This window comes from Halorubrum sp. BV1 (assembly GCF_000746205.1).
In the GTDB taxonomy this organism is placed as follows: domain Archaea; phylum Halobacteriota; class Halobacteria; order Halobacteriales; family Haloferacaceae; genus Halorubrum.
Genome location: NZ_JQKV01000007.1, coordinates 56,371 through 74,059, shown reverse-complemented (window position 1 = coordinate 74,059; position 17,689 = coordinate 56,371). Strand labels below are relative to the sequence as shown.

The 17,689-nt window shown below is 62.2% G+C and carries 18 protein-coding genes; 7 read left to right on the top strand and 11 right to left on the bottom strand.

Annotated elements, in window-relative coordinates; all coding sequences use genetic code 11:
* Positions 1-192 (top strand): hypothetical protein (locus EP28_RS14590; protein ID WP_230455334.1); only part of this gene is annotated, 192 nt, incomplete at its 5' end.
* 255 nt (positions 193-447) lie between these two features.
* On the opposite strand, the gene EP28_RS10660 is transcribed toward EP28_RS14590, so the two are convergent.
* Positions 448-777 (bottom strand): non-histone chromosomal MC1 family protein, encoded by a 330-nt coding sequence (locus EP28_RS10660; protein ID WP_049984019.1) that lies wholly within the window; start codon positions 775-777, stop codon positions 448-450.
* Positions 778-979: 202 nt separating this feature from the next.
* Here EP28_RS10660 and EP28_RS10655 point away from each other — a divergent pair, with 202 nt between their 5' ends.
* Positions 980-1,183, top strand: a complete 204-nt coding sequence (locus EP28_RS10655) for an AbrB/MazE/SpoVT family DNA-binding domain-containing protein (RefSeq protein WP_049984018.1) — start codon at positions 980-982, stop codon at positions 1,181-1,183.
* Positions 1,184-1,314: 131 nt separating this feature from the next.
* A complete protein-coding gene (locus tag EP28_RS10650) occupies positions 1,315-2,370 on the top strand; it encodes a quinone-dependent dihydroorotate dehydrogenase (RefSeq protein WP_049984017.1) in 1,056 nt (351 codons plus the stop codon).
* Between the two features lie 44 nt (positions 2,371-2,414).
* Here EP28_RS10650 and EP28_RS10645 read toward each other — a convergent pair whose 3' ends face one another.
* On the bottom strand, positions 2,415-5,111 hold the full coding sequence (locus EP28_RS10645; RefSeq protein ID WP_049984016.1) for a valine--tRNA ligase: 2,697 nt from the start codon (positions 5,109-5,111) through the stop codon (positions 2,415-2,417).
* 61 nt (positions 5,112-5,172) lie between these two features.
* On the bottom strand, positions 5,173-5,850 hold the full coding sequence (locus tag EP28_RS10640; protein ID WP_049984015.1) for a class I SAM-dependent methyltransferase: 678 nt from the start codon (positions 5,848-5,850) through the stop codon (positions 5,173-5,175).
* Positions 5,851-6,062: 212 nt separating this feature from the next.
* Between EP28_RS10640 and EP28_RS10635 the strand changes: the two genes are divergently transcribed.
* On the top strand, positions 6,063-6,506 hold the full coding sequence (locus EP28_RS10635) for a DUF2391 family protein (protein WP_049984014.1): 444 nt from the start codon (positions 6,063-6,065) through the stop codon (positions 6,504-6,506).
* Positions 6,507-6,535: 29 nt separating this feature from the next.
* Here EP28_RS10635 and EP28_RS10630 read toward each other — a convergent pair whose 3' ends face one another.
* Both EP28_RS10630 and EP28_RS10625 read right to left on the bottom strand, forming a co-directional pair.
* Positions 6,536-7,132, bottom strand: coding sequence for a magnesium transporter (locus EP28_RS10630; RefSeq protein WP_049984013.1), 597 nt, complete (start codon positions 7,130-7,132; stop codon positions 6,536-6,538).
* Positions 7,129-7,701, bottom strand: coding sequence for a magnesium transporter (locus tag EP28_RS10625; RefSeq protein ID WP_049984012.1), 573 nt, complete (start codon positions 7,699-7,701; stop codon positions 7,129-7,131). Before EP28_RS10625 ends, EP28_RS10630 begins: the two co-directional genes overlap by 4 nt.
* 252 nt (positions 7,702-7,953) lie before the next feature.
* Between EP28_RS10625 and EP28_RS10620 the strand changes: the two genes are divergently transcribed.
* A complete protein-coding gene (locus EP28_RS10620; RefSeq protein WP_049984011.1) occupies positions 7,954-8,532 on the top strand; it encodes a DUF7090 family protein in 579 nt (192 codons plus the stop codon).
* A 32-nt stretch (positions 8,533-8,564) separates the two neighbouring features.
* Here the strand turns inward: EP28_RS10620 and EP28_RS10615 are convergent, their stop codons facing one another.
* Complete coding sequence (locus EP28_RS10615) at positions 8,565-9,479, bottom strand: DUF7089 family protein (protein WP_049984010.1); 915 nt, start codon at positions 9,477-9,479, stop codon at positions 8,565-8,567.
* 303 nt (positions 9,480-9,782) lie between these two features.
* Between EP28_RS10615 and EP28_RS10610 the strand changes: the two genes are divergently transcribed.
* On the top strand, positions 9,783-10,310 hold the full coding sequence (locus EP28_RS10610) for a hypothetical protein (protein ID WP_049984009.1): 528 nt from the start codon (positions 9,783-9,785) through the stop codon (positions 10,308-10,310).
* An 88-nt stretch (positions 10,311-10,398) separates the two neighbouring features.
* Here the strand turns inward: EP28_RS10610 and EP28_RS10605 are convergent, their stop codons facing one another.
* The 4 genes from EP28_RS10605 to EP28_RS10590 form a co-directional block, all read right to left on the bottom strand.
* Entirely contained in the window at positions 10,399-11,580 is a 1,182-nt protein-coding gene (locus EP28_RS10605; protein WP_049984008.1) for an aspartate kinase, read from the bottom strand.
* Positions 11,581-11,904: 324 nt separating this feature from the next.
* Complete coding sequence (locus EP28_RS10600) at positions 11,905-12,600, bottom strand: OapC/ArvC family zinc-ribbon domain-containing protein (RefSeq protein ID WP_049984007.1); 696 nt, start codon at positions 12,598-12,600, stop codon at positions 11,905-11,907.
* 187 nt (positions 12,601-12,787) lie between these two features.
* Positions 12,788-13,225 carry a DUF2073 domain-containing protein gene (locus tag EP28_RS10595; protein ID WP_049984006.1) on the bottom strand — a complete coding sequence of 146 codons (438 nt, stop codon included), beginning with the start codon at positions 13,223-13,225 and terminating at the stop codon, positions 12,788-12,790.
* On the bottom strand, positions 13,225-13,866 hold the full coding sequence (locus tag EP28_RS10590; protein ID WP_049984005.1) for an Era-like GTP-binding protein: 642 nt from the start codon (positions 13,864-13,866) through the stop codon (positions 13,225-13,227). The genes EP28_RS10595 and EP28_RS10590 overlap by 1 nt, the downstream gene beginning before the upstream one ends.
* A 1,086-nt stretch (positions 13,867-14,952) precedes the next feature.
* On the opposite strand from EP28_RS10590, the gene EP28_RS10585 reads away from it, so the two are divergent.
* A complete protein-coding gene (locus tag EP28_RS10585) occupies positions 14,953-16,710 on the top strand; it encodes a Cdc6/Cdc18 family protein (protein ID WP_049984004.1) in 1,758 nt (585 codons plus the stop codon).
* A gap of 47 nt (positions 16,711-16,757) precedes the next feature.
* Here the strand turns inward: EP28_RS10585 and EP28_RS10580 are convergent, their stop codons facing one another.
* A complete protein-coding gene (locus EP28_RS10580) occupies positions 16,758-17,633 on the bottom strand; it encodes a S24/S26 family peptidase (protein WP_049984003.1) in 876 nt (291 codons plus the stop codon).
* Positions 17,634-17,689 lie beyond the last annotated feature (56 nt).

The following is a 17,689-nucleotide window of genomic DNA, read 5'->3' as shown; positions in this document are numbered from 1 at the left end:
ACAGAGGGGGTGTTGGCGGGTGTTGACACGATGTCAACACACCATTGCATGGTCTATATGGTGTCCAGTGCACCCAGCGACCTGGATGACACCGAACGACCACGGCTCACATCAGATTTCCTCTTACGCCGGAGCGCAGGGGGCGAAATCCTCATCTTCGCGGACCTGATTGTACCCTTCGAGGGGATATAAACCCGTCGAAGCGTTTTCGGGTCCAGCGAAACCGGGCCGAGTTGAACGGCCCGAGTTCGCGGATGCGTTCTTCGCATTAGTCACGATGGCCGGGTTGTATTTAACCCCGTCGAACTATCGACGCCACGTCATGCGGTTTCATGCCGAGGGGGGTGCACCGCGAACGGCGCTCGGAGGGTGGTTGAAAGAACGGCGTGAGGCTCGCGGCGTTACCACTCAATGCCGGGTGGTCACGAGAAAAATCGTGTGAGAGAGCTACGCTTCGTCGATGTACTCGATCCCCTGTTTCGAGACGTTGGCTTTGGTGATGTCGTTAAGGTCGTTGAGCCAGAAGTCGTCGTCTGCATCGTCGACTTCGGGAGCGCTGTCCTTCCACGCCCACCCCTCGTACTCGTGAACCTTCTTCGTCCCCTTCTCTCGAAGGCGGAGCGTGACCCGTTCGGCCTCGTCTTCTGACGGAGCAGGATCGAGAGTTCGCGCTGCTTTGAGCGCAGCCTGCCGAGGCATGTTTCCGGAAAATTCGCTCGTTTCCGATCCGTCTTCCTCTCGAAGGGCAAAGTTTCGCTTACCGTCTTCACGTACCATGGTTTATCCTCCATGGGAACCCAGCACACAGTCGATAATAAATATATCGGGGAAATGAAAGCTGATGTGCAAAACATTTATATATTAACTCCACTCCGCCTAGCGATTCTAGGTAGGTCCAGCCGAGCGCCGAGCGGTCCGACGGGGTATGTAAACAACACTTATGTGTCTGCTATGGCGAAGTGCGACCAGTACAACCGCGATGGTCCGTAAAAAGAAGCTCAGCCCGAGTGGCGCGAAGGACGATGACGGGAAGTACCACAACGTCCATGTGAACCTCCACGAAGACGAGCTCGCTGTCGCCGGAATGGAGATCGGCGACGAGGTGTTCGTCCGGGTCCGAGACGGGAAGATAATCATTCAAAAAGCGGATTCGAGCCCCGAAGACCTCGAACACGATTTCTAAGTACCGACCGATCGCGGTTTCCTATCACGGACGCGACCGGATCAGCGGTTCGCGCCGCCAACACGCTGGCTCATCGGAGCAGCGCCGCGTCGGTCGGCGGATTGATACCTGCTCGTACTGAGTCGGAAACGATGAACGCGTACGATCTGTTGAAGCCGGTGTTGTTCAGGCTGCCACCGGAGACCGCACACGGGCTGACACATAAACTCTTGAAAGTCACACAGGGGACGCCGGTCACGGCGTCACTCCGACCTCGGTACGCGGTCGATAGTTCCCGGTTGAGCGTGAACGCGTTCGGGCTCGAATTCTCGAATCCGGTCGGAGTCGCCGCTGGGTTCGACAAGAACGCGGAGATCCCGCGTGCGCTCGCGTCCCTCGGTTTCGGACACGTCGAGATCGGCGGTGTCACGGCCGAGCGTCAGCCGGGGAATCCGCGCCCGCGGCTGTTCCGTCTCACGGAAGACGAGGCGTTGATAAACCGGATGGGATTCAACAACGAGGGCGCTGACGTCGTCGGAAAGCGGCTCGACCGGGAGCCGCTTCCTGACGTTCCGGTCGGAGTGAACATCGGAAAGTCGAAGACGACTCCGCTCTCCGACGCCGCCGCCGACTACCGATACACCTACGAGCGCGTGGCTGATGCGGGCGACTACTTCGTCATCAACGTCTCCAGCCCGAACACGCCCGGTCTCCGCGACCTCCAGAACCGCGAGGCGTTAGAAGAGATTCTCGGAACGCTCGCCGACGCCGGGGCCGAGCCGCTCCTCGTGAAGCTCTCGCCTGATCTGCCGGAACCGGCCGTCGAGGAGGCGCTCGCCGTCGTCGACGAGTGCGATTTGGACGGCGTCATCGCGACGAACACGACCACGTCGCGTCCCGATTCGCTGCAGAGTCCGAACCGCGCGGAGCGCGGGGGATTGTCCGGACGGCCGATCAGAGACCTCGCAACCGAACGCGTTCGGTTCGTAGCCGAGCGAACGGACGTGCCGGTGATCGGCGTGGGCGGAATTGCGGACGCCGAAAGCGCCTACGAGAAGATACGCGCGGGGGCGTCGATCGTTCAACTGTACACCGGGCTCGTGTACGAGGGGCCGACGGTCGCACGCGACATCAACGAGGGCGTCCTCAAGCTGCTGGAACGAGACGGGTTCGAGACTGTCGAGCAGGCGGTTGGCGCAGACCTGTAGTGCGAGAAGAGACGCCCGAAACTGCAGACGAAACGAAGGGGCTGTTACGCGTCGTTGTTCACGATGACGACCACGTCGTCGGCTTCGAGCAGTTCGCCGTCACCGCGGTACTGCCGCGTTTTCTCGACCGAGAACTCGTCGTCGAGGAGGGTGACGCCCGCGACGTGGAGTTCGTCGCCGTCGATCTCGTAGTCGTCCTGTGCCAGCGCCGCCTCGATATCACCGACCTGTTCGCCGTACTTCGGGCCGACTGTGGCGTAATCGAGGTCGATACCCGTGATCACCGTTTCGACGGGAGCGTCGGCGTCGGGGTGGACGGTGAGGTCGGCGACGTGCATCACGCCCGTGATGTCCGCCTCGAAGCCGCGAACGTCGGCGTACACCTCGACTGCGTCGAGTTCGGCGTTCAGGGGGAGTTGGTTCTCGCTTTTGTACTTCCGGATGACGCCGACGACGGCGGTCGCGGCCGCGCCCGCGTCGCGGTCGGCGTCGACGCCGAGCGGTTCGGGCCAGTCGGCGAGGTGGACCGAGTCGCTGGCACCGGCGGCGTCTGCCTCGATCGCGTCCGCGTACATGTCGTGCCACAGCTCCTCGGTGACGTGAGCCAGAAGCGGCGCGAACAGTTTCAGAAACCGACGGTGAGCGGTTCGAAGCGTGTACGCCGCGGCGGCGTCGTCGCGCTGTTTGGCGATTTCGAGGTAATCGTCACAGAACGTGTTCCAGAAGAAACTGCGGAGGCCGTCTCGGGCCTTCGAGAACTCCCGGTTTTCGAGCAGTTCGGTGAGCCGGCCGATCTCCGAGTCGAGTTCGGCGAGGAGCCATCGGTCGAGCTCTCGGAGGTCGTCGTCGTCCGGCTCCGCGGGGAACGGCTCTGGAGCCAGCGACTCGACGAGCTTCGAGGCGTTCCACAGCTTGCGGATCAGCTTCTCGCCCGCGCGGAGGTCCTTCTCTTTGAACGGGAAGTCGTCGCCGACCGCGGTGCCGGCGGCCCAGTAGCGCGTGGCGTCGACGGGGAACTCTTCGAGCACCGCCTCGGGTTCGACGACGTTGCCGACGGATTTGGACATCTTCTCGCGGTTCTCGTCGAGGACGTGGCCGTTGATCATCGTCTCCTCGAAGGGGACCTCGTCGGTGTGCTCGTAACACTTGACGAGGGTGTGGAACAGCCAGAAGCTGATGATGTCGTGGCCCTGCGGACGGAGGTCGAACCGGTACAGTTCGGGATGTTCCATCGTGAACTCCCCGGCCTCCTCGTCCCAGTCCCAGCCGGCGTTGATAAGCGGTGTGAGACTGGAGGTGGCCCACGTATCGAGCACGTCGTCCTCGGGCTCGAACTCGTCGTGTCCGCAGGCCGGACAGGCGTCGACTGGCGGGTCGTCGGAGAGCGGATCGACCGGCAGGTCCGCCTTCTCGGCGACGATCTCCTCGTCGCACTCGGCACAGTACCAGACGGGGAACGGAATGCCCGAGGAACGCTGTCGCGAGATGAGCCAGTCCCACTGAAGCCCTTCGACCCAGTGTTCGTATCTGGTGAACATCTTCTCGGGAGACCACTTCATCTCCCGACCGATGTCGAGGTACTCGTCGGTCTTATCGAGCATCTGAATGTACCACTGTTCGGTGACGAGGAACTCGACGCTCGTCCCGCACCGCTCGTGCACGTTGACGGTGTGGGTGATCGCGCGGCGCTCTTCGAGCGCGCCGGCGTCGTCGAGGTCGGCGACGATGGCCTCCCGGGCCTCCCCCGAATGTAGCCCTTCGTACTCCTCGGCGACCGCGGTCATGTGGCCGGACTCGTCGATGGCGACGCGGAGGTCCAGATCGTGGACCTGGTACCACTCGATGTCGTTCTGGTCACCGAAGGTACAACACATCACGATCCCGGAGCCGGTCTCCATGTCGACGCGCTCGTCGGCGATGATCGGGACCTCGTGGCCGAACAGCGGGACTTCGGCGGACTCGCCGACGAGATGCTGGTTCTCATCGTCGTCGGGGTGGACGAAGACGGCGACACACGCGGGGAGAAGCTCCGGGCGCGTCGTCGAGATTGTGAACGTCTCGGCGGCCTCGTCGAGCTCGGATGCGCCGTCGCCGCGGTCCGCTCCGTCCGCGTCGTTCGCGTCGTCGCGCACGACGGGGAAGGTGATGTCGTGGAAGTGGCTGTCCTGTTCGTCGTCTTCGGTCTCGACCTGCGAGATGGCGGTCTCGCACTCGGGACACCAGATCGCTGGGGCCTTCTCGCGGTACTCGCGGCCCTGATCGTACAGGTCGACGAACGACAGCTGGGAGACGCGCTGGACGCGCGGCTCGATGGTCTGATAGGTATGGTCCCAGTCGACGGAGACGCCGAGCGCCTGGACGTTCTGCGTGAACTGTTCCTCGTAGTCGGCACAGACCTCCCGGCACTTCGCCTGGAACTCGCGCCGCTCGAAGTCCTGGTGGCGGATGTCGAGTTCGTCCTCGGTCAGGCGCTCGGAAGCGATCCCGTTGTCGTCGTAGCCGAACGGAAAGAAGGTCGTGTCCCCGTTCATGCGCTCGAAGCGCGCGACGAAGTCTTGCAGGGTGAACCCGTAGAGGTGGCCCATGTGGAGGCTCCCCGACACCGTCGGCGGCGGGGTGTCGATAGAGAAGACGGTGTTCGGATCGACCGGGTCGTCGGGGTACGCATACGTCTCCTCGTCGACCCATCGCCGCTGCCAGCGCGGCTCGACGGCGTCGGGGTCGTACTCACCACTGGGCATTTCACACGCACGTTCCGGTGGTTCCCTCTTAACGGCCTCGGTTATGTGGAGACCGATCGGATCAGGGCGCGACGCCGACGGTCAACAGCGTCCCCCACGTTCGGTAGCGGTCCACCATCTCCTCGCGGGAGTCCCAGTCGTCGGTCGGGAACGCCGACTCGGGCGGTATGTCGATCTCGCGATCCGAGACGGCATCCTGTTCGGCGACGTACAGACCGGCCTCCCTGAACGCCTCGCGGTACTCGGCGCGCGACCAGCGCGTCATCTCGATTGATATCTTCTCTTGCCACGCGTGCGTCGTCTCGCTCTCCTCGAAGAAGTTCACCGCACAATAAAACGTGCCGCCGGGTTTCAGCACGCGCCGAACCTCTTCGAGGGTGTGAACCGGGTCGCTCGCGTAGTAAAACGCCTCCATCGAGAAGACGTGGTCGAGGGAGTCGTCAGCGAAGGGGAGGTCGTCGAAGTCGCCGACCAGGAATCCGATAGCGTCGTCGTCCGTGTACCCGCGTGCGTTCCGGACCATTTCGGGTGCGCCGTCGAGCCCATATCCGCGGCCGATCCCGCGCTCGCGCAGCGCGCGGAGGGCGTAGCCGGACCCGGTACCGAGGTCCAACACGGCGTCTCCCGGTTCGACCGGCATCCGCGCGAGAACGTGTTTTGCAGTGTGCCAGTGTCTGTCTTCCATGCCACGGTCACGCCCCGAGGCGGCCCAGTCGTCGAATTCCTCTCGAACACTCATGCATGCCCGCACGCGCGGGCGAGTGAAAACGGGTTCGGAGAGGCCGCGTTCGGAGAAGCCGAGAGACGAACGCGTTCGGAGAGCGAAGAGAGGACGCGGATCCGAAGTGAACACGGAACCCGGCGAGAGGCCATCGGGGGAGACGCTAAATCATAACGATGTCGTCGCGGCGGAGCGCCGGTGTTTTATCGGTTCGTCTCGCTTCAGAGCGCATGAAGCGGCCGAAGACCCTCCGCCGACCGAAGTTCCGCGTCGCCGACTCCGCACAGCAGGCGGTCGGTGGGTTCCTCCTCGCGGGTCCGTTCGTCGTCACCGAGGAGGTGTGGGTACTCGCCGCGGGAATGAACTGGGTTCAAGGAGTGTTGACCGCCGCGATCGCTGCGCTCATCGGCTACGCAGCCCTCTATCGGGCGGACACGGACCGCGATCCGGAGGACGAGCGGGACATCGTCGGGATACCGATGCGGTTCGTCTCGCTCATGATCGTCGCGTTCGGATCGGTTCTGGTGCTCGCGGTGCTTTTCGACGCGCCCGACACCTTCCTCGTCAAGGCGGGGGTCACCGGCGTCGAGTTGTGGGCGACGACGTTCAAGGCCGTCTCGGTCGGGGCCGTCTTCAGCGTCGTCGGCGCGGCGACCGCCGACAGCGTGTTCTGAGATCGGCCGATCGTGATGCGGTCGCCGCGTCACACCACGAGTGTGACGACGGCAAAGAGGATCAACACGCCGGCGATGTCACAGACGTTGGTGACGACGGGGATAGTCGTGTCGTCGGGATTGAGGCCGACTCGATAGGACGCCTCCACCGCGGCGACGCTGGTAACCACGACGAGCCCCGCGAGAAGCATCCCCGACGACAGCGAGACCAGAAGCACCCGTCCGAGGCCGAGCGCACCACCCAGCGCGAGACCGATGGCCCACGCGGCGATCCCGACGACCCCGAAGACGGTTCCCGCGAGCGCGAAGACAGCACCGGCGTTCGCGCGGAGTTCAGGATTGGAGAGACTCAACTCGTAGGTCCCGAGGTGGAGTTGGGTGGTAAGCCGCGAACAGGTGATCGATGCGAGATTCCCCGCCGTACCGATCTGGACCGGAACCAACACCAAAAGGGCCGGGTATTGGACCAGCGTGGCCTCGTACGTCTGGAGGACGGTCCCGGAGATGAGCTGTAGCACGGAGAGAACGGCGAGGAGTGGGACCATCGTGCGAACGATTCGAGGGATCGACCACTCGTCGGGCAGCGGGCGATCGGGAGGCTCAGAGGCGTCTGGTGGAGCACTCATACCACGCCCCCCACGACGACGACGCCGACGAGGAGGAAGAAGACGCCGAAGACGTCCCCGAGCGTCGTCACAACAGGACCGATCACGTTGTCGGGGTCAAGTCCCCGGCGGTAGCCGACGAAGATGACCGTGATGAGGACCGATATCATGAGCACCGCCGAGAGGAGTCCGGCGACGACCATGATCCCGACGAGTTGGAGGAGGCTCCCGTCCGAACCGAGGAGACCGAGCCAAAGATACGTAACGACCGCGATGAAGACGGAGACGCTCATCCCGTTGATGAACGAGGCGACGATGGCGTTCGTGAGCCGCCTGTCCAGCTGGAAGCGCGGCTCGATGAGCCCTTGATGGAGCCCGGTCGAGAGGCGCGCTCCGAGAGAGCCGTACACGCCGCCGCGGGTCGCGAGAAACGCGGGCAACAACAGGAGGAGCCCCGGAACGTCGGCGATAAACGATCGCATCGTCTCGGTTCCGAGGATCGTCCCCGCGAACAGCCCCGCGACGAGGCTGACGAGTATCACGGGGAGCGCCTGTCGGTAGACGTCGCGAGCGGTCGCGTGGCCGGGCATCGAATAGACCCTCGTAGGGGACGATGAAAAAACCGACCGAGTCAGTGGCCCCGCGAGTTCAGTCGTTGGCTTCCGACTCGTCTCTCTGTTGAGTCCGGCAGTTCGACGTGAGGACGGGTCTGGCAGAGCGGCCACGGCCGCATCCGACGGATCGACGACGTGACCGGGCGTAGCCGTCGCGGATCGGTGCCGTCGCAGACGGCTTCCCGTCGCGTCCCGCACGATTAAGTCGGTCCGCCGACTTCCGTTCGTATGGACTACTCGCTCGCCATCGAGAACGGACCGGAAACGATCCCCGGTGGGACAGGACTCTTGCTCATCCATCCGAGCATCGGCGAGACGGACCGGATCGACACGGACTTTTTGAAGACGGACACGGACGCGTTCCTCGTCGTCTCCACGCGAACGACCGCCCGCGAGGTCGAGCAGAAACTGGAGTACTACGACGTCGACGAGACGAAAGCGACCATTCTCGACACGCTCTCCGTCGAACGAGGATACTCCCGTCGGTCGGCAGAGAACGTGTACTACGTCTCCGCACCCGATGACCTCGACGGCGTCGTCGACCGCGTCGAGCGGTTCCTGACCGAAAACGAGGGGAAACGGCGCGTCTCCGTCGACTCGCTCACGGAGATGGCGTACTACGCCGACGACGAGGCGGTCTACGAGGCCGCAGCCGACATCCTCGATCTCCTTGACGAGCACGACGCGGTCGGGATATTCCACCTCTCCGAGGAGGTCCACGAGGTCGCGACGCTCGACCGATTCCGTGAGCTGTTCGAAGGGATCATCGAACTGGACGGGGACGGAGACGTCGAAGTCGACATCTGAGTGTAGAGGCGATCAGTCGGTGACCTCGCCGATCAACCGGTGACCCCGTCGATCATCGAATCGAACGTCTTCTCTGCCCACGTCACCGCGTACGAGGCGCCGCGATCACGGTACGCCGAGGTGTCGAGCGCGGCGAACGGTGCGGGGAGATCGAGTCCGTGGCGGACCGCCGAGCACGCGTACTCGGTCGCGCTCGCGAAGTCGGTGTGGCCGCGGGCGACTTCCGCGGGGAGATCGCCGAGACGTCCGTCGAGGCGGTCGCCGGCGTCCACCCACGCCTCGAACAATCGAGAGACAGCGGAGCCTTGGAGATGTGAGGCGGCCGGCTCGGCGTCCGGACGATCGTTCCACGCGGCGAAGACGTCTCGCGTGTGCAGCCCGACCCACGCGTCGAACAGCGCAGTCGCTATCTGGAAGACGTCGGTCGGAGTCTGTCCGGTCGTCGACGCTCCCGTCTCCGGGTCCGGGCGGCGTATCGCGGCATCGAGATCGGGGTAGCGGTCGCCGAAGAACGGAAGAAAGCTCTCCGGGAGGCGAGTCGATGGCGTCGCGTCAGGGAGCGCCCCCGGCGCGGGATCGACACCGATCTGGACCAGCCGATCGGCGATCAGGAACGCGAGGAAGTCGTCTGGGGTCCCCTCCGCGCGAGCCTTGACGAGCACCGCCTGTGGATCCGTCTGAGTGGTTCTGACGACGGTGCCGCTGCCGGGGAGCCCGACGGTGAAGTCGGTGCCCGCGTACCTTCGAAGTAGCTCTGGGACCTCGGATGGAAGCCACTCCGACGGAAACGACGCCGGGTCGAGTCCGTCGACGAACAGCCCGAGATCTTCCGCCGCGGCGGGCGGGAGCGTCTCGAAGTCGGCATCGACGTCTAAGACCGGCGAGTCGGGTGCGTACTGATCCCGGACCGCGTCGAGATCGTCGTCGAGCGGACGGGACGAGAACATCAACCGAGGATGTACGAGAGGACGATGAAGACGGACACGACGGCCGAAACGCTGATCGTACCGAGCACGATCTGAGTTGGTTTGTTCATGATTCCCGTCGGGCATCCCATCGCTTAAATCCATCTCACTCGGTTCGTGTCGACTGCGTCGTGTGGGGATGATGTCAGTTTCCACGGACTGCCGTGCCGTCAGTTTCCATGGACTGCCGTGCCGTCAGTTTCCACGGATAGCGTGTCATCGCGCAGTTAGATGATCGGTCAGTCGCAGGCTGGGTTTTATACGAACACTCGATGAAGTCACGGCATGCGGATTCGCGACGCAGTGGAGGCCGATAGCGAAGCGATAGCCGCGGCGACTGGTCGACCGCGGAGCGTCGTGATCGACACGATCCACGACCGCTCGGTTCGGGTCGCGGTCGCGGAGCCGAAGGGTGAACAGTTGAAATCGGACGGAGAGTCATCGGAATCGGACGGCGAGTCATCGGAATCAAACGACGACCGACGGGGGCAACACGACAGCCCGAAGGAGGTCGAAAACGGCGGTGGCGGCGACCGAGTGATCGGGTTCGTCGCGTTCGACGCGCGCGGGAACACGGTTCATGTGAGTGACTTCGACGGGGACGATGGGGTGGTTCGTCGGTTGCTCGAGTTCCCTCGCCGGTTCGCGGCCCGAGAAAAGATGGCTCTCGAAGTCGTCGTCCCGAACGACCACGACCGACAGGCGTTATCCGAGATGGGGTTCGAGGCCATCGGGTCCGGCCCGCGGTTCCGCGGGAAAGAGACGACCCGATACCGAATCGAGGCCGACGACGTCGACATCGACACGAAATAGCGGACACGAAGCGGAGGCGTGTCGGAACGCGACAGCCGGAACGCGACAGCCGGAACGCGACAGCTGGAACGCTCCGATCGGCGATCGCTCAGTCGAACCGTTGCTGAACTATTTCGAGTGCGTCTTCTCTGTCGTCCCAGTCGACGAACACCGCGACGGACGTGGCGCTCGTGATGAGATCGATGATGTTGATATTGGCCTCCGCGATCGGGGCGATGATGTCCTGAATGACGCCGGGACGATTCGGGAGTTCGCCACCGGTCACGCGGATGACCGCGATCGGATCGGCGACGGTTACGGACGAGAGCGCCTCGTCGGTGACGACAGCCTCGTGAAGCAGCGCCTCAGCCGTCTCGGCTTTGTCGACGTCGACGTAGAACGTAACCGAGTCCATGCCGGAGGCGACCGCGTCGATATTGATCTCCTCTTGGCGGAGCGCGCTCGCGAGCTGCGAGAGGATCCCGGACCGATTTCGGATGGCTCGCCCCGCGATGGTGAGACACGCAAGGGGTTCCTCGCGCATGTCGATGAGGCTCTCAAACTGTCCCTCGATGCGCGTGCCGCCACGCAGCAGGTCTCCGTGCTGGTAGTGGACGACTCGAACGTCGAGGTCCTCGTCCTTATACGAGAGCGCCGACGGGGCGACGACCTCCGCGCCACGGAACGAGAGGTTTCGCAGTTCGTCGACGGTGATCTGGCCGACGTTTCTCGCTCCCTCCACGACGCGGGGATCGCCGGTCATCACGCCCTCGACGTCGGTGACGATCACGACCTCGTCCGCGTCCATGTAGTTACCGAGCATGACGGCGGTGGTGTCGGACCCGCCGCGCCCCAGCGTGGTGACGTTACCGTCGTGATCCTCGGCGAGAAAGCCGGTGATTATCGGGACGACACCGTCCATCCGGGAGGCGATCTCCTTCGCACGCTTTTTCGTCTCCTCGATGTCCACCTCCCCAACCTCGTTCGTGATGACGGGCCAGTCCGGATGACCGGGCTCCAAGAACACCGCATCGATCCCGCGGACCGAGAGCGCCGCTTTCAGCATCCGGACGCTCGTCCGCTCGCCCATCGAAACGATCTCCGCGCGGTCGGCGTCGTCCGTCTCGAAGGTGATGTCGTCGAGGAGGTCGTCGGTCGTCGACCCCATCGCGCTCGCGACGACGGCGATCTCGTGACCGGTCTCGACCGCGTTCGCGACCGAGTCGGCCGCTCGTTCGATCCGATCGCCGCTTCCGAGGCTCGTTCCCCCGAACTTAGCGACTACGCGCATGCGATCACCTTCTGGCAGTTGCGAGAGACATGATCGCGACGGGCGTCAGGTTTCACGGAAGACGCTCGGGCGCCGAGCCGTCGCCGTACCAATAGTGAACACGGGCGGAAACCGCTGTCCGAAACGTGATCGGTAAACATGCGCACCCCTATCAGGGGAAGCCGCATAACTGTGTCTTCTTCGACATTGGACGGAGAAATGACAAATATGCGTAGTAGAACCCCGAATCGTGGGAGATAAAGCTACATATGGGCAAAATATCCCAGTGAGAGCCGAGTATATCTAGGTTGCTGGCAGAAAAGTCGGTGAAAACGAAAGCCCGAATTATTCGTCGTCGATTCCCCACGCGTCGGGCATCTCGATGACGTATCGACCGTCCTCTTGGAGAGAAATGATGTATTCTTGACGGTCGTACAACTCCATCAAATTGAGTTCGTACTGCCCCGGACTCACGATCCGAATGCTTTCGAACTGTTCGTTGAGCTCTTCCCGAAGGTTGTCGATATCCGGACGGGACTCCGCGGGCACGTCGGAAGCATACTCGTTCGGAGACGGCCCGTCGGATCCTGAAGAATCGGCGACGTCACGGCTTGCTCGGTCCAGTTCGTCAGGCGAGACGACGTCGGAGCGAGCACTCGCCTGAGCGGTGTCCTCTTCGCTGCGTCCGCGAACCTGCTCGGAATCGCTCCCGGACCGCGACGACGAGGGACCAGAAGCAGACGATGGGTTCGAAGCAGGCGGCGAAGACGACTCAGAAGTCGACTGATCGGCATCTATCGCCTCGCCCGACCTGGTCACCTCTCCCGACCTAGTCGCCTCGCTCGATCCAGTTGGCTTGTCTGATCCTGTCGGCTTGTCTGATCCTGTCGGTCGTTCTCGATCAGGTGTGGAATTGTCGGAAGACGAGGCGCTCTCGGGTTTGAACTGGAATTTGTTGCCACCGCAGTCCGGGCAGCCGGAGAGCATCTCTTTGGATCCGTCGGGGAACGTCCGGCCGCAGGTGGTACATTGGTGTGGCATTTGTGTTGGTGGATGTCGGCTGAGTTGATTTCGAGCGCGTGGGAATTGATTTCGAGCGGGCGTCGGTGGTTGGTTGACCGGGTGGCGTCGGTGGTTGGTTGACCGGGTGGCGTCGGTGGTTGGTTGGCCGAGTGGCGCGGATAGTTGGTTGACCGGGTGGCGTTACGCTACTTCGTGAGGTGTGCTATCACTTCCGAGAGACCAACGTGCTGATCAGGTTCTCGTCTTTGTGCAGCGTCTCGATCCGGTTGGCCGGCCCGATGACGGTGAGCTTCTGTGCCGATTCACGACCCATCAGTTTATCGAGGAAGCTCTGGTCGTTCGCCTCGGCTTTTGGGTAGGTTTCGATCTCGATTCCAGTGAAGTCGTCAGGGCTGATCTCGGTCATCGTCACTTCGATCAGCTTCGATTCCTCGTCCGGGGAGAGCCCCTCCTCCAAGATGACGATGTTACCGTCGCGGACGCCGTCGAGGATGAGCCGGATCTTCTCCATGCTTGTGAGCCCCTGCATTCGAGCCCCGCTTATCATGTCGATTCGGACGCCGCTGTCTGACGACTCCCTGTCGGACACGGGATCGTCGGAAGGAGCGTCACCATCGTCGACGTTGGGGGTGGGTCCAGGCATCAGCCGAAGTACTCCGCGATCTTCGTATACACTTCGTCCATGTTTTCGCCTTCGAGCGCCGACAGCGGGATCGTCTCGTGTTGCGGGAAGGCGTTCGCGATCTGTTTGACGTCTGAGTCGGGAAGGTCCGTCTTGTTGGCGAGGATCAGCGCTGGCAAGTCCTGTGACTCGATGATCCCGATGAGCATCGTGTTTACCTGCGTGAAGGGATCGGTCGTGGAGTCGAGGACGTAGATGACACCGTCGACGTCTTCACGCAGCCAGTGCATCGCCTCGGCGACACCCTCCGTGGCCTCGCGAGAGCGACGAACTGCGTCGTCTTTGTCCATGTCGTGGTCGAGAAACTCCTTGTAATCCACTTTTGTCGTCACGCCCGGGGTGTCGACGATGTCGATCGTGACTTTCCGACCGTTCCGTTCGATTTCGACGTTCTCCTTGCGGCGAGCGCGTCGCGTTTCGTGTGGAATATGACTCTCTGGACCGACCGCGTCTCCAGTCCAATCACGCGCGATCCGGTTTGCGAGGGTCGTTTTTCCGGCGTTCGGCGGTCCGTAGATCCCGATTCGTTTGGGCTCTTCGGCCGCGAACAACCCGTCCGTGACCCGTGATATGCTGTCTTTGAGATTCGTTAGCAGTCCCATCCTGACCTCCAGATTCTGTGTTCTCTCCCAAACGCTTCGTGCCGCGTGGTATTGCTCGGTACTGCGTACCTGCCGGCAGTTCGGGGAATTGTCGTAGAATCGACGCCCCTCTCACTTAACAACTGCGTCAGACACACCGAGGGGGCCGATGAACGACCGGCTCTTGGCGTCGTCACCGCGACCATACGAGAGCCGTTCGGTCAGCGTGCATGAGTGGTAGTAAGACGAACCAGGAGTACAACGACCACGCAACTCGCGTGTTCCGTGTTACCTCGACCCGCGCGTTCCGTGTTACCTCGACCCGCGCCTTCTGTGTACCTCGACTTGTGAGTCCCGTGCTACCTCAACTCGTAATATCCGCTCCGGCTGTATCGTCCTCCCCCACCCCTTCGTTTCGACTGGAAACGTGGCGAGGTGGGGGTGACACCGCAAACCGACTGTTCTTATCTGGTTGCAGAAAGTTAAATAAAAACAGAAGTTCTTACAATATAGCGATTTACTGCGCCGAGGGTACTGTTACACACATTAGTATATAAAACCATCTCATACAAAATCCGGGTCTTACCCCCACCCCCCTCCACATTCGAGTTCCACCCGAAACAAAGGGGTGTGGGGGTACAGGGTAACCGACAACTACCGATGGCATGTGGGGCCGACCCAAATCGAAAAGCCACGGGAGGCCACTTCTCCGACATCCCCACGCTGGTCGTCGGATTCCGGTTGCCACCATGCGGTGTGTATCCGATTCCAACCCATCGATACCTCCGCCCCAAACGCGGACGTCGCTCCATTGTGACGGCGTCCGCTGTGGATGGGTGTGATAGCGGACGCTGTAAGTGGTTCAACCGCGAGTTCAAACTTCAGTTCGAGCGGCAACTCTGTATTCAATACAATAGTGTATTCGTCTGGCTGCTTCCATCGTATCGGATCTGGAGAGCAACACTTTTGTGCCACCTATTCGTCTGGTTCGACTGCATCAACTGGACACATTGAACGAACGCAATCGTTGAATGTCGAGGTTTCAACGCAGTACACAGCACACTTCATCCGCGCGTGCGGATCTTCCACCTGAAACAGAGGGGTTACATGGACGAAAACGAACACACACCGCAGGCGGACGAATCGGGAGACGTCGACCAGTCCACCGAGGGATCGTCCGAGACGTCAGACGAGCCCGACACCGGCGCTAACAAATCGTCGTCGTCGCCGGCACATTCTCCGTCCACGGATGAGACGTCCACGCCACCAACTCCCCCCGCGTCTGACCGTGATCTCGACGCTCCTGTCGACCCCACCTCGAACGAATCTGCTTCGGTGACCCCCGACTCGGACGTTCCCGATGGTGTCTCTTCTGGCATCACGAGCACGACGGGCGGCGATATCGACGTCGGCAGTGGCGGCAGAGACAGGTCGTCGCCAGACGTCGACTTCGACGGTGTCGTCCTCGACGACGAAGAGGACAATCAAGGGCTGTTCGACGACCTCCTCTCGGGTGAGCCCATCTTCGAGAACAAGGAGGTACTTCGCCCCTCGTACACCCCGCACGAACTGCCTCACCGGAACGATCAAATCAACCGGATGGCGACGATCCTCGTCTCTGCTCTCCGCGGTGAAACCCCGTCTAACATCCTCATTTACGGCAAGACGGGCACCGGAAAAACGGCGTCCGCGAAGTTCGTCTCACAGGAACTCGAGTCGACGTCACAGAAGTACGACGTTCCGTGTGAAGTCGAGTATATCAACTGCGAGGTAACCGACACCCAGTACCGCGTGCTGGCCCAGCTCGCGAACACCTTTATTGAAAAGAACCAGCAGGTTATCTCCGACCGACTGGACCGTCTACGAGACCTCCGTACTGCGGCCGACGACGACCCCAACACGCTCACCGGGACGGAGTTTTCGACCGTCGACGAGCTCGACGCCCGCATCGCGGAGCTTGAGACCGACGCCGACGAGATGGAGGAAGTTCCCATGACTGGCTGGCCGACAGACCGCGTCTACTCCACGTTCTTCGAGGCCGTCGACTACCACGAGCGCGTGGTCGTGATCATGCTCGATGAGATCGACAAACTCGTCGAAAAGAGCGGTGACGACACGCTGTATAATCTCTCCCGGATGAACTCCGAACTCGACCGCTCGCGCATCTCCATCATGGGTATCTCTAACGACCTGAAGTTCACCGACTTCCTCGACCCACGAGTCAAATCGAGCCTCGGTGAAGAAGAGATAGTCTTCCCGCCGTACGACGCGAACCAGCTCAGAGATATCCTCCAGCACCGCGCTGACATCTCGTTCAAACAGGACGCGCTCACCGACGACGTGATTCCGCTGTGTGCGGCCTTCGCCGCCCAGGAACACGGTGACGCCCGGCGCGCACTCGACCTTCTCCGTACCGCCGGCGAACTCGCAGAACGTTCACAGGCCGAAGTCGTCGCCGAAACGCATGTGCGGCAGGCACAGGACAAGATCGAACTCGATCGCGTCGTCGAAGTCGTCCGGACGCTTCCTACACAGAGCAAGATCGTCTTGTTCGCGGTTATTCTCCTCGAAAAGAACGGCGTTCACAACATCAACACCGGAGAGGTGTTCAACATCTACAAGCGGTTGTGCGAAGAGATAGACGCCGACGTCCTCACCCAACGCCGCGTCACCGACCTCATCAGTGAACTCGACATGCTCGGCATCGTCAACGCCGTCGTCGTCTCGAAGGGTCGCTACGGCCGGACCAAAGAGATGGGGCTCTCGGTTCCGGTCGAAGAGACGGAAGCGGTCCTCCTTTCGGACTCGCGACTCGGCGATATCGAAAACGCTCAGCCCTTCGTACAGGCTCGGTTCGACAACTAACAAAACGGCGCTGCCCGCGCGGACCCTCTCACGCTTTCTCTCACATATCACCCGGCGACCGCGTCGATCGCATCTCTCGGCTCCGCTTTCCCCGTGGCAACCAACCGAACGTATCCGAGGTACGGGACGCGGACCCGAGCCACACCAGTCACCCACTCGCGTTTGACCGGCTCGGCGATCCCCCTCGCTTGGTCGTAGACACCGTTGTTGTCCCCGAGCGTGATGTAGCCGTCGTGCGGGGCTGGACAGTTGCGGAGGTCACTGCAGCTCTCGGCGCTGTGATACGCGCTGTCGGCCCTATCGTACCAGTTCTCGCCCCCGTCCACGTGAAACATCGCTCGGTGGATGATCGGCGAGGCCGTCCGCCCCGGCGGCTGATAGATCACCACCGATCCGTAGGAGCCGAACGTCCGATAGTCGACCCGTTCGCCGACGTCGTACGTCACGACACCGATCTCGTTAGCCGCGGCGTCGGGTGCGAGCCGCCCCGGCTCCGTGACGAACACCAGATCGCCGACTTCCATGTTCGGCTCCATGCTTCCGGATTCGACGGCGACCATCGGCGGCCACACGCCACTGACACCGAAGAGAAGCAACCCGACCGCGAGCACGATCGCGACGCTTGAGAGTATCTCTCGAATCCACATCAGCGCGCCCTCCCTGTCGTGTCGGAACCGATCCCACAGTTCTCGATCCGAATCTACTCCGTTCCCATCGGGCTGCGTCGCCTCCCGGCGATCCGTCCAGCCGGACGAATTCGAGGCTCTATCTCTCCTCATCGCGCCGTCCCGCTCTCTCACTCCGATGTCCCCCACTGGTTCATCATCCTCCAGCAGCTCGCCGTCCTCCACCGATTCGTCCTCCCCCAGATCGGCTCCGTCGGAGTGTTCTTCGTCCGACCTCGTCCGATCCCCTTCGTCCATTGCAGTCAGGTTGCGGGGTTTCGGTCATAAGCTTCCGGGTCCGCTCCGATCGGTCC